The sequence below is a fragment of the Collinsella vaginalis genome (assembly GCF_900176655.1).
Classification (GTDB): Bacteria; Actinomycetota; Coriobacteriia; order Coriobacteriales; family Coriobacteriaceae; genus Collinsella; species Collinsella vaginalis.
The window spans coordinates 606,070-621,503 of record NZ_LT838843.1; the positions used below are offsets into that span (position 1 = coordinate 606,070).

Here is a 15,434-nt window from a genome sequence, read left to right on the forward strand (position 1 = left end):
TCAGGCTCCCGCAACCGTAAGGACACGCTCGGCCGCATCGTCCACGGTGAGCTCGTCCATATCGAGCCAGATCATCCGCTCGTCACCGCGGCACCAGGAGAGCTGTCGCTTCGCATACCGGCGGCTCCGGCGCTTGATGAGCTCGATGGCCTCATCAAACGAGCCACGACCCTCCAGGGCGTCGATGATCTCCTTGTAGCCGATCGCCTGCCGGGCGGTGAGCGCCGGTGCGGCGCCGGCGTCCATGAGCCCGCGCACCTCGTCAACGAGGCCAGCGGAGACCATGGCGTCCACACGCCGATCGATGCGTTGATACAGCCGCGCGCGATTCATGGTGAGGGCGAAATACCGCGCTGGATACCACGGCTTCGGGTGGGAGAAGCCGGACGACTGCTCCGCATACGAGATGCCCCTATCGGCCATCTCGAGAGCGCGGATGCAACGGCGCACGTTGTGCGGGTGGATGACGGCCGCGCTCTTAGGGTCTCGTTCAATGAGGAGAGCATGGAGACCGTCCCCGCCGATCTTCGCGACGAGGCGCTGATAGCGATCGCGATCCTCGTCGCCGACCTCACCCGAGGGGAACCTCATGTCGTCCAGGGCCGCGCGGAGGTAGAGACCGGTTCCCCCGCAGAGGACGGCGGCGTGTCCGACAGATAGGGCGGCGTCGATGAGGGCGCGCGCATCACGCTGATAGAGGGCGGCGGAATAGGCATCGAGCGGCTCAGCCACGTCGACGAGCTCCAGGGGGACACGGCGCTCAGCAGCGGGAACCTTGGCCGTGCCGATATCCATCCCCCGGTAGACCTGCATTGCGTCCGCGGAGATGACAGAGGTCCCCAGGGCGAGCGCAACCTTCTCGGCGACCGCGCTCTTCCCCACCGCCGTCGGACCGGTGATCGCCAGGATGGCGGCCTCGCTCATCGAGGCCCGCCCACCATCTCGCCGGAGAGGTACCAGGTGCGCGCCGTGTCAACGCGGACGTCGACGACCTTCCCCACGAAGTCGTCGATGCGGGCACCTGCTGGAAGCGGGCAGAGCACCGTCTGATTCCAGGGGCTTTTGCCCTGGAGCTTCGTGGCGTCCTTCTTCGATGCACCCTCGATGAGGGCAGCGACCGTTGTCTCGCGCGACCCCTGGTTGTACTCGAAGGCGGTGGTCTCGATGACCTTCACCAAGCGGTTGAAGCGCTCCAGGATGACATCGCGGCTCGTAGGATCCTCGATCTCGGCTGCCGGGGTCCCCGCGCGCTTTGAGTAGATGAAGGTGAAGGCCTGGGCGTAGCGCACGCGCTCAGCGAGTGAGAGCGTCTCGGCGAAGTCCTCCTCGGTCTCTCCGGGGAAGCCGACGATGATGTCGGTCGTGAGCGCGATTCGGGGTATCCGGTCCCGGACGGCGTCGACGAGTTCGAGATAGCGTTCGCGCGTGTATCGGCGGTTCATGAGCTTGAGCACGCGCGAGGATCCCGATTGCACGGCAAGATGCAGATGCGGCATGACGGCCGGCACCTCGGCCATGGCGTCGATGGTCTCAGGCAGCAGGTCCTTCGGGTGCGAGGAGGTGAAAGTGATGCGCTCGATGCCGGTGTCACCGACCCGACGCAGGAGCTCGGCGAAACGCGGGGCGCCGAAGAGATCGCGCCCGTAGGAGTTCACATTCTGGCCGAGGAGGGTGACCTCGCGCACGCCCTTGCGCACGAGGATGGTGACCTCGTCGAGGATCTCCTCCATGGGGCGGCTCTTCTCGCGGCCGCGCACATAGGGCACGATGCAGTAGCTGCAGAAGTTGTTGCACCCGGTCATGATCGGGACCCAGGCGTGGTAGGACGTGGCACGATGCCAGGGCATGCTGGTGGCCCCGGACTCCTCGTGCTCCTCCGTGCGGACTTGACGGCCGCCTCCCTCGAAGGCCTCGGCGATCAGATCGCCCACGTGCGCGATCGAATGCGTGCCGAAGATGACGTCGACGTTGTCGACGTTGGTGAGGAGCCCCTCGCCGTCGCGCTGCGCGATGCAGCCGCCCACGGCGATCACACGGCGCCCGCTGGGTGGTGCGGGCAGGCTCTTGCATGAGCTGCACTGTCCGTACAGGCGCGTGTCAGCGGCCTCGCGGACGCAGCAGGTCATGAAGACGACGATGTCGGCCTCAGCTGGTCCGGAGACCTCAAGGGCGCCGAGCGAGTCCAGAAGACCGCTCACGCGCTCCGAGTCATGCAGGTTCATCTGGCATCCGAACGTGCGGATGCAGTAGGTTTTGCCGCTCAGCGTTGTTTGGGGCATAAGGTTCTATCCAACTTGTTTGACGTCTTCAGGGCCGGCGGCGCGCGCCGCCGGCTCGATGCCCGCAGCCGTGAGATGGTGTACGTAGACTGAAAGGCGAATAGCCGTGCGCGACTCCCCATTGATGAGGATGTCAGAGAAGACCGGTGCGCAGGAAATGTCGAAACCCGTGGGGATCAGGAAACCACGTGCGATGGCGATGGCCTTGATGGCCTGATTGACGGCACCGGCGCCCACGCATTGCATGTTGACGGGCACGCCGTCCTTCACCATGCCGGCGATGGCGCCGGCCACGGATGCGGGGGATGATTTTGAAGAGATCTTGAGGAACTCCACGTGGTTCTCCTGCGTTTCTGCTGTGAGTTTCTGCTGCGTTGATCTGAGGTAACTCTATCGTAAGGTCAGGCGGTGGGCAAGGGCTTCACTCCTCCTGACCGAGGTCGAAGGTGACGGTTATGCGCTCTCTGCTGACGCGTATGCGCGGGCTGCCGGCGAGGTTCAGGTAATAGCGCTCCGCGAGCTTGGAGAAGTCGCGCTCGAGGGAGCGGGAGAAGGTCGAGAGGTCATCCTTGGAGATTTTGAGACCGCGTCGATCGCGCGCGAGGTCGATGGAGGCGGGGGTCCTCGTGTGGTCGCGCTCGCGCAGGAGCCTCGCGGCGACGCTGCGCACCGGAGCGATCTGTCCGGCGATGATGCGGTGCGCGGTCCGCTCCGATATCTCGATTCCGAGGCCTGCCGCGATTTGGATCAGATCCGCCGCGTCCACGGCGCCGCCGAGCCGGTCGATCACCGGCAGGTCAGCGGTGTCATCGAGGAACAGGAGGCGGCTCGCGTCGAGATGCGCCGTCGCCTGCGCGTAGAGGGTCGCCGCGATCTCGGTGGGCGTTCCCAGGTAGACATCGCAGCCATGGCGCTCCTCCAGGGCGAAGTCGCAGGCGGCGCGGATGATGTTGTGCGGTCCGCGCGAGCAGACGTACGCGCCCTCATCGTTCTTCACCGCCTGGGGCCAGCTGGATTGATCGGCCCGCTCATGAAGGTCCTCGAGGTCCACCACGACGCGGAACGCCGATCCGAGCCCGTCTCCCGAGGTGGTGAGAACCGCCTCGCGGGCGTTCTGCCTGATGGAGAACAGGGCCATGCCGCGCCCGTGGACGCCCCAGCGGTCCATGTGCATGGTCTCGAGCTTCGAGGTCACGCGGGCATCGAAGATGCGCTCCGACATATCGGCAGGAACACCGCTGCCGTTGTCGAAGAAGAGGAGCGTGCGGACACCCTCCTCCTTCGTCGTGGCTATGTATACGGATGTGGCGCCGGCGTCGCGGGCGTTTCGAAGCATCTCGATGACGATATCCTCGACATGTTGGATATCGTGCTTGGCTTGGCGCCGCTCTGCTTCGGAGATGCGCAGGCGCACGAACCCCGCGCCGAGGTTCTCCTCGACGCGGAGGTTCCCCTCGCCGGACATGGATGCGATGAACGAGATGAGACCCGCGGCGTCAGCCATCTTACTTCGCGATATCCGTCGCGCGGCTCTCGCGGATCACCACGACGCGCACCTGCCCGGGATACTCCATCTCCTCCTCGATCTGACGCGCGATATCGTGCGCGAGGACCGTGGAGGCGGCGTCGGAGATCTTGTCCGGCTGCACCATGACGTGGACCTCTCGACCCGCCTGCATGGCGTAGGTGCGCTCGACGCCCTCATGGCCGTTGGCGATCTTCTCGAGCTTCTCGAGGCGCTTGATGTAGTTCTCCGCGGACTCACGGCGCGCGCCGGGGCGGGAGGCCGAGATGGCGTCGGCGGCCTGGACGAGGACGTCGAGGACCGTGTTGGGCTCGATGTCTCCGTGATGGGCCTCGATGGCGTGGACGATGACTGGGCGCTCCCCGTGACGACGGGCGAGGTCGGCGCCGATGACCGCGTGAGGGCCCTCGATCTCATGGTCGATGGCCTTGCCGAGGTCGTGCAGGAGGCCGGCGCGCTTGGCGAGGCGGGCATCGACCTTCAGCTCTTCGGCCATGATCGCGCAGAGCTCGGCCACCTCGATCGAGTGGCGCAGCACGTTTTGCCCGAAGGAGGTGCGGTAGCGGAGCGCTCCCAGGGTCTTCACGAGCTCGGGGTGCAGCTCGTGGATGCCGCAGTCGAAGGCAGCCTGCTCACCGGCCTCCTGGACGCGCTGCTCAACCAGGGAAGCCGCCTTCTGGTACATCTCCTCGATGCGAGCGGGGTGGATGCGGCCGTCGGCGATGAGGTTCTCGAGGGCGACGCGGGCCGTCTCGCGGCGGACGGGATCGAAGCTTGAGAGGACCACGGTCTCAGGGGTGTCATCGATGACGAGGTTCACACCGGAGACCTGCTCGAACGTGCGGATGTTGCGCCCCTCGCGACCGATGATGCGACCCTTCAGATCGTCTGAGGGGATGTGCACGGAGGTGACGGTGATCTCGGCGGTGTGGTCCGAGGCGCAGCGCTGAATGGCCAGGGAGATGATCTCCTGAGCGGTCTTCTGCGATTCGGCGCGCACCTGCTGCTCAGATTCGCGGATGATGGCGGCGGCTTCGTGGGTGACCTCCGAGCGCACGGTGTCGAGGAGCTCTTTGTGAGCATCCTCACGGGTGAGGTCGGAGATGCGCTCGAGTTCGGCGGTCTGCCGTTGGTAGAGGTCCTCGAGCTCGCGGCTGCGTCGATCGAGATTGCCCTGCTGGCTCGAGAGCTGGTGCTCGCGCTTGTCGAGGGCGTCGTTGCGGCGGTCGAGCGACTCCTCGCGCTGCATGACGCGGTTCTCGAGATTGTGGATCTCGATCTTCCGCTGTTTGTCGTCGGCCTCGGCGGCCTGACGGTTCTTGATGATCTCCTCTTTAGCCTCGAGGAGGGCTTCTTTCTTGAGGGTCTCCGCGGTGCGGCGAGCCTCGCTCACGACTTGCTCAGCTTCTGCGTGGGCTGACTTGACCTTGTTGTCAGCCTCGCGGATGGTGCCGGACTTTGCCGTGCGCAAGGCGATCACCGCGCCGATGGCACCGAGCGCGAGGCCGATGATGCCGGCGGCGATGATGAGCTCCATTGCTGTACTCCTTCAACATCAATCTGCATCAGAACACGCCCATCCGCAAAGCAGGTGGGCGTTGCATTTGCCTATACGCGTTCGACCGGAAAACTGCGGTGAACTATGTATCGATCTCCGCTCCGATGAGCGCGAAACATGAAACAAATGACCGTTTAATCCTACGGTAACGTAGGGTTTTTGTCAATGGAGCCCGGTGTGCGCGGGCATGACGAGGATGAGCGGTCCTGCATGAAGAGGGCACGCGGCGGATGGGGGGACACGCTGACGGAGAAGCGCCTGAGCGCACGTTCCCGCCGACGCGCTTGACCGGAGTGGGATGCACCTCGGACCGTGCGGATGGAGTCGGGCGAACCCTTCGGACGCTCGAGCGACCGGGTTGCGTCCAACCGATCACTCCTCCTCCCCGAGCCTCCCGTGAACGGCGTCGGCGGCGAGGGAGTAGGAGAACCCCTTCCCCATGAGGAAGCGGACGAGCTTCTCGAACGGGCGGGCGGCCGGTATCGACTTGCGGTCAAGCAGGGCGCGCGCCCGTTCGAGATCCTCATCCTCGCTGAAGAAGCGGTCCGGATATCCGAGGAGATCATCTGGGGAGATGCCCTTACGGGAGAGCTCGAGCTCGATCTTGCGCCTCCCCCACCCGCGCCGTTTCCGCTCCTCGACGAAGTACACGGCGAACCGGGTGTCATCAAGGTAGCGGAGCTCCTGCGCACGGGAGAGCACGGGCTCGATCTCCTCAGGGCGGTAGCCGTACTGTCGGAGCTTGACACGCACCTCGTCGATGCTGTGATCACGACGGCCCAGCATCTCCGTGACCTGCGTCATGGCGACACGGGCTTCGAGAGCATGGATGTGAGAGAAGATCTCGTCTGCCTCCGCCGGCAGCGGGGGCTCTCCTTCCATAAGAAGCCGACCGACCCGCACGGGCACGACGATCTCAAGACGAGTCTCGTCAGCGAGGATGACCGAGACCTCGGCCATGGGCTTCTTGGCCGAGGGCCCCATGGCCGCTCGGGCACCGCGCTCGGGGAGCCGGACCTCGAGGGCGACGGCATCAGGCACGTGCGCCCGTCTCCCTCATGGTATCGCCCTCGGGCGCATCTGCGATCTCAAGGGCCTCCCCCACCGGCTCGTCCTCGAAATCAAGGCCTGAGGCCACGCGCACGCGGTGCTCGATCTCCTCGGAGAGCGCAGGGTTCTTGCGCAGGAACTCCTTCGCGGCCTCGCGGCCCTGGCCCAGACGCTCCTGCTCGTAGGTGTACCAGGCACCCGACTTGTTGACGATATCGAAATCGACGCCCATGTCGAGGATGGAGCCCTCCTTCGAGATGCCCGTGCCGTACATGATGTCGAACTCGGCGGATCGGAAGGGGGCGGCCACTTTGTTCTTGACGACCTTGCAGCGCACCCGATTGCCGATGATCTCCGAGCCGTTCTTGAGGCTCTCGATACGGCGGATGTCGATGCGGACGGAGGAGAAGAACTTGAGGGCGCGGCCGCCGGTGGTGGTCTCGGGGTTGCCGAACATGACGCCGATCTTCTCACGCAGCTGGTTGATGAAGATGCAGGTGGTCTTTGATTTGGAGAGTGATCCGGCGAGCTTGCGCAGGGCCTGGCTCATGAGACGGGCCTGGAGGCCGACCGAGGTGTCGCCGATCTCGCCCTCGATCTCGGCACGGGGCACGAGGGCCGCCACGGAGTCGATGACCACCACGTCTATGGCGCCCGAGCGGACGAGCATGTCGCAGATCTCAAGGGCCTGCTCGCCGGTGTCCGGCTGCGAGATGAGGACCTCGTCGATATCGACGCCGATGCGCGCGGCGTAACTCGGGTCAAGGGCGTGCTCGGCGTCGATGAAGGCGACGACGCCGCCCATGGCCTGGGCCTCGGCGAGGATCTCCAGGGAGAGGGTCGTCTTACCCGAGGACTCGGGCCCGTAGATCTCGATGATGCGGCCGCGCGGGACGCCGCCGATGCCGAGGGCGCAATCGAGTGCGAGGGAGCCGGTGGGGATGGCCTCGACCTCGAGCTGAGGGCCGCCCTCGCCGTATTTCATGATGGAGCCGTCTCCGAACTTCTTCTCGATGGCCGCCCGGGTTGATGCGATCATCTTCTCGCGCTCCTCACCGGTGGTGCGCTCGTGGATCTCCTTCGAGGGGCCTGAGTTCTTCGCCATATGGCACTCCTTTATCTCATGCGGTACCCAGCCATCCTACTACGAACATTCGTTCGTTGCAAGCTGTTCAGTGACATCCTAAGACGGCTGAGCTAACACAGGGGCCGTGGAGACTGTGCCGGATCTCCCAAATCACCGCACTCGATCTAACGGCGCAGCTCAAAGCAGGGGAAGATCGCACCGCATTGGACACGCACGGCATCAATCGCCATCGGAACCACATGATCTCGCGACACGGTCGATGAGGAGCTCGAGCGCCCGCGCTGCGGCGGCGCGTCGCACCTCGTTCCTTCCGCCTGCGAACGAGCCGCGCTCCACGGTCACGCCGTGCGCGTCCGCGAGGCCGATGTAGACCGTGCCCGCGGGATCCTCCGGCGTGCCTCCCCCGGGACCGGCATAGCCGGTGAGGCTCACTGCCATATCGGTTGAGAACAGCGAGCGGGCGCCGAGCGCCATCTCGCGCGCGGTCTGGGGGGACACCGCCGTGTACCGTTCCAAGGTCTCGCTTGAGACCCCGAGGACCCGGTGCTTGATCTCATCGCAGTAGGTCACGGCCCCGCCGCGGAGCACCTCCGAGGCCCCGGGCACATCTGCGATGAGGGAGGCCACCATACCGGCGGTGCAGGACTCCGCCGTGGCCACGGTGAGGCCGGCTGCGCAGGCCCCCTCAACAAGGGCGCGGGCGAGGTCCCGGGTCCCTGCAGGAGCCGCTGATCCGTCTTTCATACCCGTCACGGCTTGAAGATGATGTCGCGGGCACCGATGAGGTATTGGGCACCCGAGATGACCGTGAGCACGACGGCGACGAGGAAACACGCGCTTGAGAACCAGTAGACGATGAGGCCGACGTGGTTCGTACCCAGGGCCTCCCAGAGCAGGAAGCCCGAGAGCGCGACCATCGTGGTGGCCGTCTTCCACTTCCCCAGGCTGTCCGCTGCGATGACCCGGCCGGCTGCGCTGGCAACCATCCGCATCGCGCTCACGAGGAACTCGCGGGTGAGGATGATGAAGACGGCCCAGACGCTCACGACCCCCTGATCGAGCAGGATCAGCAGGGCGGAGAAGACGAGCAGCTTGTCAGCGATGGGGTCGAGGAACTTGCCGAAATCGGTGATCTCGCCGCGCGAGCGCGCGAGGATGCCATCGACCTTGTCCGTGAGGCTCAGCAGCACGTAGAGGATGAAGGCGACCCATGCCGCCGCGCCCCCGCCGACACCGTCGGGACCTGCGCTGAGCAGGGCTGCGATCATGAATACCGGAATGAAGACGATGCGGATGCAGGTCACCACGTTGGCCGGTGTCCAGATCGAGTTCAGCTCGCGTTGAGGGGTGCTCGCCATCGGTTACTCATCCTCCAAAACCTCGCCGACGAGCTCATAGCAGAAGCTGTCGGTGAACCGCACCTTCAAAACGTCGCCCACACGGGCCTCTCCCACGTCGAGGTGGACGGCGCCGTCGGAGTCGGGCGCCTGGAACCAGGCGTGGCCGATGAGCTCAGGACCGTCATCTCCCTCCTCGATCCCGTCGACGATGACCTCGGCCACCTCGCCGACATGGGCCGCGGTGGCTGCGAAGCCGAGCGTCTCAGCGAGGTCCAGGCCGGCCTGAGCCCGGGCGAGCTTGGTCTCCTCGTCGAGTTGGCCTTCCATGCGCGCGGCGCGGGTCCCCTCCTCCTGGGAGTACGCGAAGACGCTCGTGTAGTCGAAGCCCTGCTCCTCCATGAAGGACAGCATCTCCTCGGCGTCGTCCTCGGTCTCGCCGGGGAAGCCCGCCAGGTACGTGGTGCGGATGGCCATGCCGGGGATCTCGCGGCGCAGGCAGGCGAAGAGCGCGCGCAGCTCATCGGCTGAGCCCGAGCGCCGCATGGCAGCGAGGATCCGCTCGCTCACGTGCTGCACGGGGATGTCGATGTAGGGCAGGACCTCCGGTGTGTCGCGGATCGTGGCGATGAGCTCGTCCGACATGCCCTCGGGCTGCAGGTAGAGCACGCGGATCCAGACATGCTCGGGGCGGACGGCGCGGGCCACGGCGTCAAGGAGCCCGGCCAGGGTGCGCGGACCGTCCCCCACCTCGGCGCCTGTGAAGTCGGTGCCCCAGATCCCCGTGTCCTGGCCGATGAGCACGAGCTCGCGCACACCGCCCGCCACAAGCTCACGGGCCTCGGCGATGATGTCGGCGGCGGGACGGGAGCGGTAGCGGCCGCGGATGTTGGGGATGGCGCAGAAGCTGCAGAACCGGTCGCAGCCGTCGGAGATCTTGAGGTAGGCGACGGCCCCCTCGACGGTCCGCTTGACGGTGGGCACGTGGCTCGGGATGTCGCGCTCGTGGCCGAGGACCTCGTCCACGACGGCGACGATGCCGTCCTCCTCGTCCGTGCGCACGAAGGCGGCGACCTCAGGCAGCTCAGAGGGCAGCTCCGAACCATAGCGGGAGGGGACGCAGCCGCACATGATGATGCGCCGCTCGCGCACCCGGCCATCCGTCTTGCTCGCGATGTCGAGGGTCGCCTCGATGCTCTCGCTTGTTGCGGCAGCTAGGAACGAGCAGGTGTTGATCAGGACCGCGTCGGCATCGGCCGCCAAGGCGACCTCGTCGTAGCCGGCGGCGTTCAGGAGGGAGCGCATGCGGTCGGTGTCGACCTCGTTCTTCGCGCAGCCGAGGGTGATGTAGTGCAGGGATCCGATGGACATGAATCTGAGACGCTTCCTAGCGGTAGTTGGTGAATTGGAGGGGTTGGCCGTAGTCCTTGTCGCGCAGGAAGGAGATCACGCCCTGGAGCGCGTCCTTCGAGGCCGAGGAGACGCGCAGGCGGTCGCCGTCGATGGTGACCTTGACCTTGGCCTTGGTGTCTTTGATGTCGCGGTTGATCTGCTTCGCGGTCGCCTGGTCGATGCCCTCGACGATCCTGCCCGTGACGCGGACGGACCCGCCCGAGGCGGCGACGGGGGCGCTCCATGAGACGGCGGTGAGGTCTATGCCGCGCTTGATGAGCTTGCTGTTCAGGACGTCGATGATCTGACGGGAGACGAAATCGGCCGGGGCGGTGACCGTGACCGTGCGATCGGCCTTCGAGAGCTCGATGGTCGCGCCCGAGCCCTTGAGGTCGTAGCGCTGGGTGATCTCGCGCGCCGTCTGCTGGTAGGCGTTGTCAACCTCCTGGAGGTCAACCTCGGAGACGACGTCGAAGCTGGAGTCCTTGGCCATGGCGGCCCCTTTCTCGTGCGGTGTTGCTACTGCGTGGTCATGGCGGCGGTCCCCGCGGCTGATGTCGCCGCATCGGTGGATGCGGCCGTGTCATCGGCGGCGGTGGACGATGCGTCCCCGGTGGCCGCTGTCTGCGTGTCGGCCGCAGCCGCCGGCACAGTGATCGTCACACGCCCAATACCCGCGGACTTGCTGTCGTAGCGCACGCGCTCGCCATCGCGGGTGACCTCGACATCAGAGGTTGAATCGGTTTTGATCTCGATCGATCCGGTAACCGTGTAGGTGTGCGTGAAGCCCTTGGTCACCGTGCCCGACTCCGCAGCGAGGACGCCGTCGATCCTGATCTCGATCCAAGCGGAGCTGTCACCTGTGTAGGTGACGGTCACCGCGTACTGGGTGGGCTGCGCCGCTGCAGCCTCGCTGTCCGCGGTGGCGGCGTCCTGCGTCCCGGTGGCTTCGGTCGAGGACTCTGAAGCGGTGTCTGACGTCGCCGTGTCAGCTGCGGAGGCGTCGGTGGTGGCAGCCACCGTGGACCCCGTGTCCGCCGCCTGCGCTGGGGCGGTCGAGCAGGAGCGGACGGCGAGGAAGATGACCACGATCAGGAGCACGGCGATGACGGCCAGGCAGCCGATCACGAAACGGCTGTCGGTGATCAGGCCCGCGAGATCGAACCCACGGCGTCGAGCCGCGCCGCGACCCCGGTTGCCACGGGAATCCCGGCGTTGATCGCGGCCGCGGCCGCGCGTGNGGGCGAGCTCGATGAGGTCTCGTACCGGTGCAGGCCCTCGAAGTAGGCGTCGACGACCTCACGGGGGTTGAGCCCGAGGAACCGCGCATAGCTCGATATCATGCCCTGGGCGTATCCCCGGGGCGGCATGGCATCGTAGTTGCCCGTCTCGAAGTACTCGATGATCTGCGGGCGCATCTTGATGGTGTTCGCGACCTGCTGGATGGACAGACCCATCTCGCGGCGGCGGTTGAGCAGCATGTCACCGAAGTCCCGTGCCATCAGGGCCACCTCCCAACTCCTCCTCGGTGAGCGGGCCCTCGAGCGCGATCAGCGCCTGCAGGGCCTCCATATCGAGGAGGACCTCGCGCGGCTTCGAACCGTCCGGCGGCCCCACCACGCCCTTCCCCTCGAGCATATCCATGATGCGGCCCGCACGGGCATAGCCCACCTTGAGGCGACGCTGCAGGCCGGAGGTTGATCCGAGCTGGGAGTCGACGACGATGCGCGCGGCGTCCCAGAGGAGAGGGTCGTCCTCAGCAGGGGCCTCCCCCACCCCGCCCCCACCTGCCATCGCGGAGGGTGCGGCTGCGGACAGGATCTCCTCATGGTACTCCGCATGGCTGTGGTCCTTCACGAACCCCACGACGGAGACGATCTCCTCATCGGAGACGTAGCAGCCCTGAATGCGCTTGGGCTTGCCCCAGTCGACGCGGGAGAAGAGCATGTCACCCTGGCCCGTAAGCTTCTCGGCGCCCGTCTGATCGAGGATGACGCGGGAATCGATGCCGGTTGCCACCGTGAGGCCGATGCGGTTCGTGATGTTTGCCTTGATGAGGCCGGTCACGACGTTAGAGCTCGGCCGTTGCGTGGCGACGATCATGTGGATGCCCGCGGCGCGGCCGAGCTGGGCGATGCGCACGATCGAGGCCTCGACGTCCTTGCCGGCGACCATCATCAGGTCGGAGAGCTCGTCGATGACGATGACGAGGTAAGGCATCTTCGCGGGCGGGTTGTCGTACTTCTCGAACTCGCCAGCAGCCTGCTTCTCGTTGAAGGTCGCGATCTTGCGCACGCCGATGCGCTCGAAGATCTTGAGGCGCCGCTCCATCTCGGAGACGGCCCACTGCAGGGCGCTCGCAGCCTGCTTGGGCTCGGTCACGACCGGCACGTAGAGGTGCGGCAGGCCGTCGTAGGGGGCGAACTCGACGCGCTTGGGGTCGATCATGATGAGGCGGACGTCCTCCGGGAAGGTGCGCATGAGCAGCGACATGACAATGGAGCTGATGACGACCGACTTTCCCGAACCGGTGGTGCCGGCGATGAGGAGGTGCGGCATCTTAGCGAGATCGGCCACCATCGGCGCGCCCTCAGCGTCGCGGCCGAGCGCGAACTCGAGCGGCCCGCCGCCCACATAGGGCAGGATGTCGCCGAAGCCGACCGTCTGCCGCGTGCGGTTGGGGATCTCGATGCCCACGAGCGAGGTGCCCGGAATGGGCGCGAAGATGCGGACCGAGTCCGTCGCGAGGGTGAGGGCGATGTCGTCCTCGAGGCTGTTGATGCGGCTCACGCGCTCGCCTTCGCCGGGCTGAACCTTGAAGGTGGTGACCGTGGGGCCGGCGATCCAGCCGACCACCCCCGAGCGCAGACCGAACTCCTGGAGCGTCGACTGGAGCGCGGCCGCGGTCTGCTCGAGCTCCTTGCTGCTCGAGGCGGACTGGGCTGAGACGGGATTGTGCCTGAGCATCGAAGCGGGGGGCAGCTGCCGCTCATCGGCGGCCTCCTCGTCTGCGTCCAGCTTCGCCGGGGCCGCCGCCCCAGCCTTTTTCGCGGGCTTCGTGGCGGGCGCCGCCGGTGTGAGGAAGGACGGGATGGGGCGCTGCTCGCCGGTCTGCGCGTCGAGCACGCGGNCCTCCATCACCACGGGGATGATCATCGGACGGGTCCGCGTGCGATTCCAGATGAAGTTGGACAGCGAGTCGCGCACGGCCTTGCGCAGGGCGTCCGTGCCGCTCGCGGTGAAGTTGAAGGAGCCCTTGTCGATGGTATTCTTGATGGCGTCGGCCGCCGCCCCGGTGAACTCGTCGTCGATCATGAAGGAGACGCCGCGGGCCGAGAAGTCGACCCCCTCGATGCGCTTGCGCTTGAGCGACACGACGGCCACGGCCGTGACCATGCCGTCGCTCGCGAGCTTCTGACGGTCGCGCAGCACGATGGGGTCGGCGTCGCCGATGCGCAGGCCGTCGACGTACACGACGCCGGACTCGACCGACGGGCCGGGCTTGACCTTGCCGGCGCGCATCTCGAGCGGGCTGCCGTTGTCCATGATGAAGATCCGCTCGCGCGGGATGCCCATCTGCTCGCCCAGGCGGGCATGGGCGCGCAGGTGCACGGCCTCGCCGTGGACCGGCATGAAGAAGTGCGGCTTCGTCATGGCGAGCATGAGCTTGAGCTCCTCCTGGCTGCCATGGCCGGAGACGTGCACGAGGGCGCGGCTCTTGTCCACCACGTCGCAGCCGAGCTTGGCCAGGCTGTTGATGACCTGCTGGACGGCCTTCTCGTTGCCCGGGACGGGCGTGGCCGAGAGGATCACGGTGTCGCCCTCATGGATGGAGAGGGTCTTGTGCTCCCCGTTCGCCATGCGCGAGAGTGCCGAGAGCGGCTCGCCCTGCGACCCGGTGCACATGACGACGATCTTCTCCTCGGGGATGCCGTTGATCTCGAAGGCATCGATGAGGTCCTCCTCATCGATCTTCAGGTAGCCGAGCTCGCGGGCGACGCGCGTGTTCGTGAGCATGGAGCGCCCGGTCACGACGATCTTGCGGCCGCAGGCGCGCGCCGCGTCGCAGACCTGCTGCAGGCGGTGGATCTGACTCGAGAACGTGGCGACGAAGACACGGCCGCGGGCGTTCTTGATGGTCTCGAAGAGCGACGGGCCCACGGAGGCCTCGGAGGGCGTGAACCCGGGGCGCGTGGCGTTGGTCGAGTCCGAGAGGAGCAGGTCGATGCCCTCGGCGCCGAAACGGGAGATCGCCGCGTAGTCGGGGCGGACGCCGTCGATGGGCGTCTGGTCGAACTTGTAGTCGCCGGTGTGGAAGACCGTGCCCTGGGGGCTCTTGATGCGCAGCGAGAAGGCCCCGGGGATCGAGTGGGTGATCGAGACGAAGTCGATGCGGAAGCAGCCCAGGTTGATATGGGAGCCGCCGGTGACCTCGCGGAACTTCTGGCCGCGGATGCGGAACTCGGCGATCTTGCCCTCGATCATGCCGATCGTGAGCTTGCTCGAGAAGATGGGGACCTTGTTGTTCAGATCCTTCAGGAGGTACGGCAGGGCGCCGATGTGGTCCTCGTGACCGTGGGTGATCACGATACCGCGAAGCTTGTGCTCGTTCTCGAGAACGTAGGTGTAGTCGGGCAGGACGAGGTCGATGCCGGGCTGGGAGTCATCGGGGAACATGAGGCCCGCGTCGACGAGGATCATGTCCTCACCGCACTCATAGGCGGTCATGTTCTTGCCGATGCCATCGAGGCCGCCGAGCGGGATGACGCGGAGGGGGGCTCCCGATTTCTGGGACTTCGCCTTCGCTTTGGAGTGTTCTGTTGTAGCCATAGGTGTCAGTACGTTCCTTTCTGTTGTTCCGAATATGCAAACGATGGGTGGCCCATCGTACGGGTCAAGCGCGGTGCGCGGTGCGGGTGCTGTCGAGGCAACGCTCCTAGTGTACCAACATTGGGTGAACTCGATGCAGCCAACCGGTCAATCATACACGATGCCCCGAAATGAGATCGGCACGCGCGAGATGGCGGCCTGGAGCGATCGGCTCGACCAACGGTGCTCAAACAAAGACGGCCCCGCGTGAACGGGGCCGCTCTGCGACGTTTTATGCGCCTTAGGCGTCGTGATGACGACGGGGCCTGCGGCCGCCGTTGTCACCGGGGGCGCGACGGGGACGGTCCTCGCCGCGGTCGGTACGCGGACGGCGCTC

At 66.1% G+C, this 15,434-nt stretch carries 14 protein-coding genes; all 14 read right to left on the reverse strand.

Features of this window, described 5'->3' with window-relative positions:
* The 14 genes from miaA to CAP13_RS10205 all read right to left on the reverse strand — a co-directional run bounded on the left by miaA (position 1) and on the right by CAP13_RS10205 (position 15,058).
* A complete protein-coding gene (miaA, locus tag CAP13_RS04425) occupies positions 1-924 on the reverse strand; it encodes a tRNA (adenosine(37)-N6)-dimethylallyltransferase MiaA (protein WP_085830406.1) in 924 nt (307 codons plus the stop codon).
* Positions 921-2,279 carry a tRNA (N6-isopentenyl adenosine(37)-C2)-methylthiotransferase MiaB gene (gene miaB, locus CAP13_RS04430; RefSeq protein ID WP_085830407.1) on the reverse strand — a complete coding sequence of 453 codons (1,359 nt, stop codon included), beginning with the start codon at positions 2,277-2,279 and terminating at the stop codon, positions 921-923. Before miaB ends, miaA begins: the two co-directional genes overlap by 4 nt.
* 6 nt (positions 2,280-2,285) lie before the next feature.
* Positions 2,286-2,615, reverse strand: a complete 330-nt coding sequence (locus CAP13_RS04435; RefSeq protein WP_085830408.1) for a stage V sporulation protein S — start codon at positions 2,613-2,615, stop codon at positions 2,286-2,288.
* An 85-nt stretch (positions 2,616-2,700) separates the two neighbouring features.
* Positions 2,701-3,783 carry an ATP-binding protein gene (locus CAP13_RS04440; RefSeq protein WP_085830409.1) on the reverse strand — a complete coding sequence of 361 codons (1,083 nt, stop codon included), beginning with the start codon at positions 3,781-3,783 and terminating at the stop codon, positions 2,701-2,703.
* A 1-nt stretch (position 3,784) separates the two neighbouring features.
* A complete protein-coding gene (gene rny / locus CAP13_RS04445) occupies positions 3,785-5,341 on the reverse strand; it encodes a ribonuclease Y (RefSeq protein ID WP_085830410.1) in 1,557 nt (518 codons plus the stop codon).
* Between the two features lie 393 nt (positions 5,342-5,734).
* Positions 5,735-6,403: a regulatory protein RecX gene (locus tag CAP13_RS04450; protein ID WP_245798903.1), complete on the reverse strand. Its 669-nt coding sequence runs from the start codon at positions 6,401-6,403 to the stop codon at positions 5,735-5,737.
* Positions 6,396-7,517, reverse strand: coding sequence for a recombinase RecA (gene recA / locus CAP13_RS04455; RefSeq protein ID WP_085830411.1), 1,122 nt, complete (start codon positions 7,515-7,517; stop codon positions 6,396-6,398). Before recA ends, CAP13_RS04450 begins: the two co-directional genes overlap by 8 nt.
* 201 nt (positions 7,518-7,718) lie before the next feature.
* The gene (locus CAP13_RS04460) at positions 7,719-8,243 is read right to left on the reverse strand and encodes a CinA family protein (protein ID WP_085830412.1); all 525 of its coding nucleotides are present in this window, start codon (positions 8,241-8,243) and stop codon (positions 7,719-7,721) included.
* 5 nt (positions 8,244-8,248) lie between these two features.
* Entirely contained in the window at positions 8,249-8,857 is a 609-nt protein-coding gene (gene pgsA / locus CAP13_RS04465) for a CDP-diacylglycerol--glycerol-3-phosphate 3-phosphatidyltransferase (protein ID WP_085830413.1), read from the reverse strand.
* A 3-nt stretch (positions 8,858-8,860) separates the two neighbouring features.
* Positions 8,861-10,207, reverse strand: a complete 1,347-nt coding sequence (rimO, locus tag CAP13_RS04470; RefSeq protein WP_085830414.1) for a 30S ribosomal protein S12 methylthiotransferase RimO — start codon at positions 10,205-10,207, stop codon at positions 8,861-8,863.
* Positions 10,208-10,223: 16 nt separating this feature from the next.
* The gene (locus CAP13_RS04475; protein WP_085830415.1) at positions 10,224-10,721 is read right to left on the reverse strand and encodes a YajQ family cyclic di-GMP-binding protein; all 498 of its coding nucleotides are present in this window, start codon (positions 10,719-10,721) and stop codon (positions 10,224-10,226) included.
* Positions 10,722-10,747: 26 nt separating this feature from the next.
* Positions 10,748-11,356, reverse strand: a complete 609-nt coding sequence (locus tag CAP13_RS04480; RefSeq protein WP_085830416.1) for a hypothetical protein — start codon at positions 11,354-11,356, stop codon at positions 10,748-10,750.
* 17 nt (positions 11,357-11,373) lie between these two features.
* The gene (locus tag CAP13_RS04485; protein WP_179184929.1) at positions 11,374-11,730 is read right to left on the reverse strand and encodes a helix-turn-helix domain-containing protein; all 357 of its coding nucleotides are present in this window, start codon (positions 11,728-11,730) and stop codon (positions 11,374-11,376) included.
* Complete coding sequence (locus CAP13_RS10205) at positions 11,711-15,058, reverse strand: RNase J family beta-CASP ribonuclease (protein ID WP_245798904.1); 3,348 nt, start codon at positions 15,056-15,058, stop codon at positions 11,711-11,713. Before CAP13_RS10205 ends, CAP13_RS04485 begins: the two co-directional genes overlap by 20 nt.
* Between the last annotated feature and the right edge of the window lie 376 nt (positions 15,059-15,434).